The 6,562-nt window shown below is 71.5% G+C and carries 7 protein-coding genes; 4 read left to right on the plus strand and 3 right to left on the minus strand.

Translation table 11 applies throughout. The annotated features are described in order from the left end of the window. Both ABTZ89_RS33655 and ABTZ89_RS33660 read left to right on the plus strand, forming a co-directional pair. Positions 1 to 1,228, plus strand: a 1,228-nt coding sequence (locus ABTZ89_RS33655) for an NAD(P)/FAD-dependent oxidoreductase (RefSeq protein WP_351052418.1), incomplete at its 5' end; no start/stop codon positions are given. A 17-nt stretch (positions 1,229 to 1,245) separates the two neighbouring features. Beyond that, entirely contained in the window at positions 1,246 to 2,472 is a 1,227-nt protein-coding gene (locus tag ABTZ89_RS33660) for a cytochrome P450 (protein ID WP_351052420.1), read from the plus strand. Between the two features lie 2 nt (positions 2,473 to 2,474). On the opposite strand, the gene ABTZ89_RS33665 is transcribed toward ABTZ89_RS33660, so the two are convergent. From ABTZ89_RS33665 to ABTZ89_RS33675, 3 genes are all read right to left on the minus strand, one after another. Then, on the minus strand, positions 2,475 to 3,644 hold the full coding sequence (locus tag ABTZ89_RS33665; protein ID WP_351052423.1) for an FAD-dependent oxidoreductase: 1,170 nt from the start codon (positions 3,642 to 3,644) through the stop codon (positions 2,475 to 2,477). Between the two features lie 204 nt (positions 3,645 to 3,848). Beyond that, entirely contained in the window at positions 3,849 to 4,283 is a 435-nt protein-coding gene (locus ABTZ89_RS33670) for a VOC family protein (RefSeq protein WP_270954558.1), read from the minus strand. A gap of 11 nt (positions 4,284 to 4,294) precedes the next feature. Then, the gene (locus ABTZ89_RS33675; RefSeq protein WP_351052427.1) at positions 4,295 to 4,882 is read right to left on the minus strand and encodes an inorganic diphosphatase; all 588 of its coding nucleotides are present in this window, start codon (positions 4,880 to 4,882) and stop codon (positions 4,295 to 4,297) included. Positions 4,883 to 5,001: 119 nt separating this feature from the next. Here ABTZ89_RS33675 and ABTZ89_RS33680 point away from each other — a divergent pair, with 119 nt between their 5' ends. After that, entirely contained in the window at positions 5,002 to 5,562 is a 561-nt protein-coding gene (locus tag ABTZ89_RS33680) for a TetR/AcrR family transcriptional regulator (protein ID WP_351052429.1), read from the plus strand. Between the two features lies 1 nt (position 5,563). Next, positions 5,564 to 6,562: SDR family NAD(P)-dependent oxidoreductase (locus ABTZ89_RS33685; RefSeq protein WP_351052432.1), on the plus strand; the 999-nt coding region annotated here is incomplete at its 3' end.

The following is a 6,562-nucleotide window of genomic DNA, read 5'->3' on the forward strand; positions in this document are numbered from 1 at the left end:
GTCGTTCGCGTCGTTCCAGCACTGGTCGGGCACCGCGCACGACCTGATCAACGCGATGTTCGACCCGTCGCTGAACTACTCGGACCTGGAGTGGCGGCTCGGCGTCGCCGCGGCCGGGTTGGACCGGGATCGCAGGCGGGTGCAGCTGGCCGACGGTTCGGAAGTCGCGTACGACAAGCTGCTGATCGCCACTGGTGTGCGTTCGCGGCCGTGGCCCAATGAATCCGAAGCCGCCCTGGACGGGGTGTGCGTGCTGCGCACCAGTGACGACACGAGACACCTGGAGCGCCTGCTGGCGCGCAGACCCAATCGGGTGCTGATCATCGGCGCCGGGTTCACCGGGTCGGAGATCGCTTCCGCCTGCCGGGAAAGGGGTTTCGCCGTCACCGTCGCGGAGCGGGGCGAAACACCGTTGGTGGGAGCCCTCGGCGGTGTCGTCGGTGACGTGGCCGCGCGGTTGCAACGCGAGCACGGGGTCGACCTGCGCTGCGGCGTCATGGTGACGTCGCTGGAAGGTGATCCGGCCGGGCGGCTCAAGCGCGCCCACCTGTCCGACGGTTCCGTGCTGGACGCCGAAATCGCCGTCGTGGCGCTCGGCGCGGTGCGCAACACGGCCTGGCTGGACGGTTCGGGGTTGGCCGCGGGGCCTCGCGGTGTTGCCTGCGATGCCGGGTGCCGGGCCTTCGACGTGCACGGCATCGTCACCGACGACGTGTTCGCGGCGGGCGACGTCGCGCGCACCCCGCATCCGCTGTTCGGCTACCAGTTCCTCTCGCTGGAGCACTGGGGGAACGCCGTTGCGCAGGCCGAGATCGCCGCGCACAACATGATCAGCCCCGACTCCCGGCGGCTGCCGCACCTGTGGACGCCGTCGTTCTGGTCGTCGCAGTTCGGGGTGAACATCAAATCAGTCGGGGCGCCGTCGATGGGGGAGGAGATCGTGGTGACGCAGGGTTCGCTCACCGACCACAGCTTCGCCGCCGCCTACGGCTACCAGGGGCGGGTGATCGCCGCGGTCGGCTTCGACCACGGGAAGTGGATGGGCGGCTACCGCAGGCTGATCGAGCGCGCCGCCGCATTCCCGCCGGAACTGCCCGGCACCCGGGGGGTGCGGCCGGTGCCGGCGCGGTTCCCGGACCCGGCGCTGCCCAGCCACGGGCCCACCGTCACCCTGACCGGCCACTCGCCCAGCGACAAGCGGGTCGTGTTCACCCCGTCCCGCGCTTGATCGACAGGAGCCGTCGCATGACTTCGACCAGCCCGGTGCAGCGGGTCACCGACCCGGCCGCGCGTCCCGACCCGTACCCGATCTACGCCGAACTCCGCCGGACGCCGGTGTTGCGCGACGAGAGCGGCGTCCACCTGGTCACCACCTACTGGGAGATCCGCGACCTGCTCCAGGACCCGCGGATCAGCTCCGACGCCCGCAACCTCGCGCCGGGCGCGAGCAACCTGCTCGCCGAGGCGGACGAGGCGACGCTGCCGCCCAGCTTCATCCGACTCGACCCGCCCGAGCACGACCGGTTGCGGCGACTGGCGATGCGGCCGTTCGGCCCGCCGCACAGCCCGCGCCGCATCCACGACATGCACGGCGAGCTCACCGCGATCGTCACCGATCTGCTCGACGGGCTGGTGGGCGGTGAGCAGTTCGACGTGGTCGACGACTTCGCCTATCCGCTGCCGGTGGCGGTGATCTGCCAGCTGCTGGGCGTGCCGAGGGAGGACGAGCCGCGGTTCCGCGTGATGGTCGACGGCGTGATCGCCGGGCTGAACCCGGCGCTGCCGGTGGAGGATCGGCGCGCAGCGCAGCACAGCCGCTTCGAGCTCGGGCAGTACCTGGCCGAGCTGGTCGAGCACCACCGCCGCCACCCCGGCGAGGACATGCTCTCCGCGTGGGCCACCGACGAAGGCCCGGAAGGGCGGATGTCGCTGGTGGAGATGATCACGAACGCGGTGCTGCTGCTGATCGCCGGGCACGAGACCACCGTCAACCTGATCACCAACGGCATGCTCACCCTGCTGCGCCAGCCGGAGGAGCTGCGGCGGCTGCGCGACGATCCGTCGATCGCGCCGGCGCTGGTGGAGGAGCTGCTGCGCTACGAGCCGCCGGTGCACATGCTGCCGCAGCGCACCACGTTGATCGACCTGGAGGTCGCGGGCGCGGTGATCCCGAAAGGCGCGCCGGTGTGGTTGATGCTGGCCTCGGGCAACCGGGATCCGAAGCGCTTCGCCGATCCGGACCGCTTCGACCCGACCCGTGCGGACAACCAGCACCTCGGTTTCGGCTTCGGCGTGCACGCCTGCTTCGGAGCGCCGCTGGCGCGCCTGGAAACCCAGGTCGCGCTGACCGAACTCGCCCGCAGGCTGGGCGAACCCGAGCTGGTGCAGGACCCGCCGCCGTACCGGGCCAGCCCGGTGCTGCGCGGGCCCCGGCACCTGAACATCCGCGGTGGAGTGCTCGCGTCTACTTAGGACTAATGCCCGAGCAGCCAGTCGGCGTCCTCGGTGGTTTCCAGCACGCGGGCGAACTTCCGCTGCAGCGACGGGTCGGTCGCCGCGGATTGCAGGACGTCGAGCAGGTGCGCTGGTGGGTTCAGCAGCGCGTTGGCGACCGTGGTGGTGTCGCGGCCGCCGCCCGGTGCGTGCCACCACGCGTCGTGGGTTCGCTGCATCCAGTCGGCGCCGAACGGGCCGGCGTGCGCGTCGATGGCTTCGGCGTGCATGGCAGCGGCGGTCACCGCGGAGTTCGCGCCCGGCGCCGTCAGCGGGTCGTTGACCACGACCGCGTCGCCCAGACCCAGCACCGCGCGCCCCGACGGCAGCACCGCGACGGGGTGGCGAACGGTGGGGGTGATGGCGCCCGTCAGCGTTGCGCGTTCGTCGGTGAGCGTCGTAGCGGCCAGTTCGTCGTGCTCGCGCGGAATATCGCGCAGCAGCAGGCGGATTCGCCGCCAGAGCTCGTCGGGACCCGGGCGGTCCCGCCAGACGTCCCACGGCCCGTCCGGCAGCGCTTCGATGAGCAGTGCGTAGCAGGGGCCGGTGAAGGTCAGCGCGGGGAGCACGAGCAGCTCACCGACGCCCGGGACCATCGACCAGCGGATCGCCGTGGTGTCGCTGGTGGAATCCGGGATGCGGAGGTAGACCGCCGCGATCTGGCGCTGCGGCTCGGTGTGCGGGGACAGGTCCGCGTTCCGCGCGAAGAACCCGCCTCCGCGACCGGTCGCCACGAGCACCAGGTCGTGGTCGGCGGCGAGGTGGTCCAGCTCGTCCTCGCCGACGGTCCGGTACGCCACGTCGTCGAGCATTTCCAGCCAGGCGGCCAGTTTCAGGCGGTGGTCGACCGATTGCGCCGGGCCGCCGACCAGATCGGCGAACCAGTCCAGGACGCAGTCGCGGTCCAGCCACAGCGACAGGCGGCCCTTCGTGATCGCCGGGGCCTCGTCGTCCCACAGCGCCAGCCCCGCATCGCGCTCCGGGCGCAGCCTGGCGCCGAACACGCACTGGGTGGACAAGATCCGGCCCCGGCGGAGATCGGCCGGCCGCTGCCCGGAGAGCACCGTCACCCGATGTCCGCTGCGCTGCAGCAGATGCGCGGTCAGCAGCCCGGCGACGCCACCGCCGACGATCGCGATACGCCTGGTCATGGTGCCTCCTCCGTGCCTGCGGCAGGTGGCGACGGGCCAGCTCGGGTGCGCGTGCGGGGGTCCCCGTCGTCCGTGCTCCAGGTCCCGGCCCGCTGTCGCGATCGCCGGGTTCTGAGGTGGTTGCCCACTTTCCACCTGTAGGACGCCGGCGATCGCTCCGGGGTTGGCTGCCGTTCGGGTGACGGAAGCACCGGAGGCGGTGCGTCAGGCCCTGTCGAAGTCGGGGAGCACGAGGGATCCGTCCTCGGCGAGGGTGAATCCCGGGTTGTAGGCGATCTCCCAGAAGTGGCCGTCGGGGTCGGCGAAGACGCCCGAGTAACCGCCGTAGAAGGTCCTCGCGGCGGGCTTGGTGATGGTCGCGCCCGCTTCGGCGGCCGCGGTCATGATGTCGTCGACCTCGTCCTCGCTCCTGGTGTTGTGGGCGAGGGTGATGCCGCTGAATCCGTCGCGGGTCGCGTCCGGCAGACCGCAGTCCTCGGCGAGCTTCTCCCTGCTCCACAAGACGAACGCGCTGCCGCCGGTCTGGAAGAAGACGGTCTCCTCGATCTCCTGGCCCTGCCAGCCCAGCGCTGCGTAGAACGCGCGTGCGCGCTGGAGGTCATCGACGCCGAGGGTGATGAGGCTGATCCGCTGCTCCATGCCGAAGCACTCTAGGTCCTCGGGCGTTCGGCGCGGGGCAGGCGCACGCGACGGCAGCGCTGGGGCTGCCACTGCCTGCGGCAGATGCGCGGTGCCGGTGCGCCCGCCGCCGGATCGCGAGCGGTGTTGGCGCGGGTGAACGCGCCCTCGATGACCGCTTCCGCCTCGGCGCGGCTCTGCCAGCCCCGGATCTCACCGCTCTTGCGCGGCTCCAAGTCCTTGTAGGTGGCGAAGAAGTGGCCGATCTCCTCGCGGTCGTGCAGCGGGACGTCGGTGAGGTCCCGGACGTGGTCGGCGCGCGGGTCGTCGGCCTGCACGCACAGGACCTTGGCGTCCGGGCCTTTCTCGTCGTGCATCCAGAACACCGCCACCGGCCGGACGCGGATGGTGCAGCCGGGGAACGTCGGGGCGACCACCTGCACGAGCGCGTCGAGCGGGTCGCCGTCCTCGGCGAGGGTGCCGGGGAAGTAGCCGTAGTCGGCCGGGTACTGGGTGGCGGTGAACAGGGTGCGGTCCAGCCGGATCCGCCCGAGCCGGTGGTCCATCTCGTACTTGTTGCGGGATCCGCGCGGGATCTCGACGACCATCTCCAGTTCCACGGTGCTCTCCCCTCACCGCCGGATCTGGTGCCGCCCCCAGTGTCCCGCAGTCCGCGCGGGGACACTGGCCGACCGATCCGATCGGTTCACCGACCGAATCGGTCGGGTAGGGTCGGGGCATGGCACGAGCGCTGCGGCAGCACGTGGACGAGGAGATCCTCGACCGCGCGGCTGCGCTGTTCGCCCAGCACGGCTTCGAGCAGACGTCGCTGAAAGCGCTGGCGGACGCCGTCGGGCTGTCCAAGGCCGGATTGCTGCACCACTACCCGAGCAAGGAAGCGCTCCACGCCGCGGCGCAGAACTTCGCCGCGGTGCGGTGCAAGCAGGTGTTCGACCAGGTGGCGTCGCTGCCGCTGGGGCGGGCGCGGGACCGGCGGGTGCTGGAGCTGCTCACCGACACGGCGCTGGACCGGCCGGGCCTGGTGGCGCTGCTGTTCCGGCCGGTCACCACGCCGGAGGCGCACCACCACGACGAACTGCTGTCCGAACTGTTCGCGATCGCCCCGTCCGATGCGGAACGGCTGATCCGCGTGACGGGCGCGCTGGGCGCTCTGGCGGTGCTGAGCCTGGCCGCCCACTACCGGGGCGACAAGACCTCGTGGCGACCGCGCATCGTCGAGACCTGCTTCAACGCGCTCGGACACGCGTCCTATGTGGACGAACATCGTCGAGGGGACTGACATGGCACCGGAATCCAAGCCGCTGACCGCGAACAGCCCGGTCGGTGAGTGGCTCGCGCACCCGGAGGGCGCGGTGCTGCTGCGCGAGCTGTTGGCGCAGGCCGGTACGGACGAGCAGGCGCTCGCACCTGTGCGGCAGCTGCCGCTGCAGCAGCTGGCCGACCTGAGCCAGGGCGCGTTGTCGCAGGACGTGGTCGACGACCTGGTCCTGCGCGCCAACGGCGGCACGATGCCCGAGACGTCCACCGACGACGCCGTCTGGCGGGAGCGCATCACGCCGGGGCGGTTCGACGGCAAGACCGTGGTCGTCACCGGCGCCGCCTCCGGCATCGGCCGGGCCACCGCCTCCCGGATCGCGCGGGAAGGCGGCCGGGTCGTCGCGGTGGACATCTCCGCGGAACGGCTGGAGGCCCTGGCCTTGGAACTGCCGGACTCCGAGGTCGTCACCGTCGTCGCGGACCTGACCGACGCCGACCACGTCCAGCGGATCCTCGACGCCGCCGGACCGCGCATCGACGGGCTGGCCAACGTGGCGGGCATCAGCGACGACTTCTCACCGATCCACGAGGTCACCGACGACGTCTGGGAGCGGGTCTTCGCGATCAACGTCGACGGCCTGTTCCGGCTGACCCGCGCGGTCGTCCCGGTGATGCTGGCGGCCGAACGGGGCTCGATCGTCAACGTGGCCTCCGAAGCGGCGCTGCGCGGATCCGCCGCGGGAGTCGCCTACACCGCCTCCAAGCACGCCGTCGTCGGCATCACGCGCAGCACGGCGTTCATGTACGGCCAGCGGGGAATCCGGGTCAACGCGGTCGCACCCGGCGGCGTGGCCACGGGAATCGCCAGCGCAGGCACCACCTCGGAGTTCGGCGGCGGACGCCTCCGCGAATTCCTGGCCCTGATCCCGCCGATCGCCGCCGCCGAACACCTCGCGGCCTCCATCACCTTCCTGCTCAGCGACGACGGAGTGAACATCTCCGGAGCGATCCTCCCCTCCGAC

The sequence above is a fragment of the Saccharopolyspora sp. NPDC002686 genome (genome assembly GCF_040295745.1).
In the GTDB taxonomy this organism is placed as follows: domain Bacteria; phylum Actinomycetota; class Actinomycetes; order Mycobacteriales; family Pseudonocardiaceae; genus Saccharopolyspora; species Saccharopolyspora oryzae.

What these genes read in the sequence shown, in the direction of transcription:
- ABTZ89_RS33660 (WP_351052420.1), top strand. Translation starts at nt 1,246, where the DNA reads ATGACTTCGACCAGCCCGGTGCAGCGGGTCACCGACCCGGCCGCGCGT.
- ABTZ89_RS33665 (WP_351052423.1), bottom strand. Translation starts at nt 3,644, where the DNA reads ATGACCAGGCGTATCGCGATCGTCGGCGGTGGCGTCGCCGGGCTGCTG.
- ABTZ89_RS33670 (WP_270954558.1), bottom strand. Translation starts at nt 4,283, where the DNA reads ATGGAGCAGCGGATCAGCCTCATCACCCTCGGCGTCGATGACCTCCAG.
- ABTZ89_RS33680 (WP_351052429.1), top strand. Translation starts at nt 5,002, where the DNA reads ATGGCACGAGCGCTGCGGCAGCACGTGGACGAGGAGATCCTCGACCGC.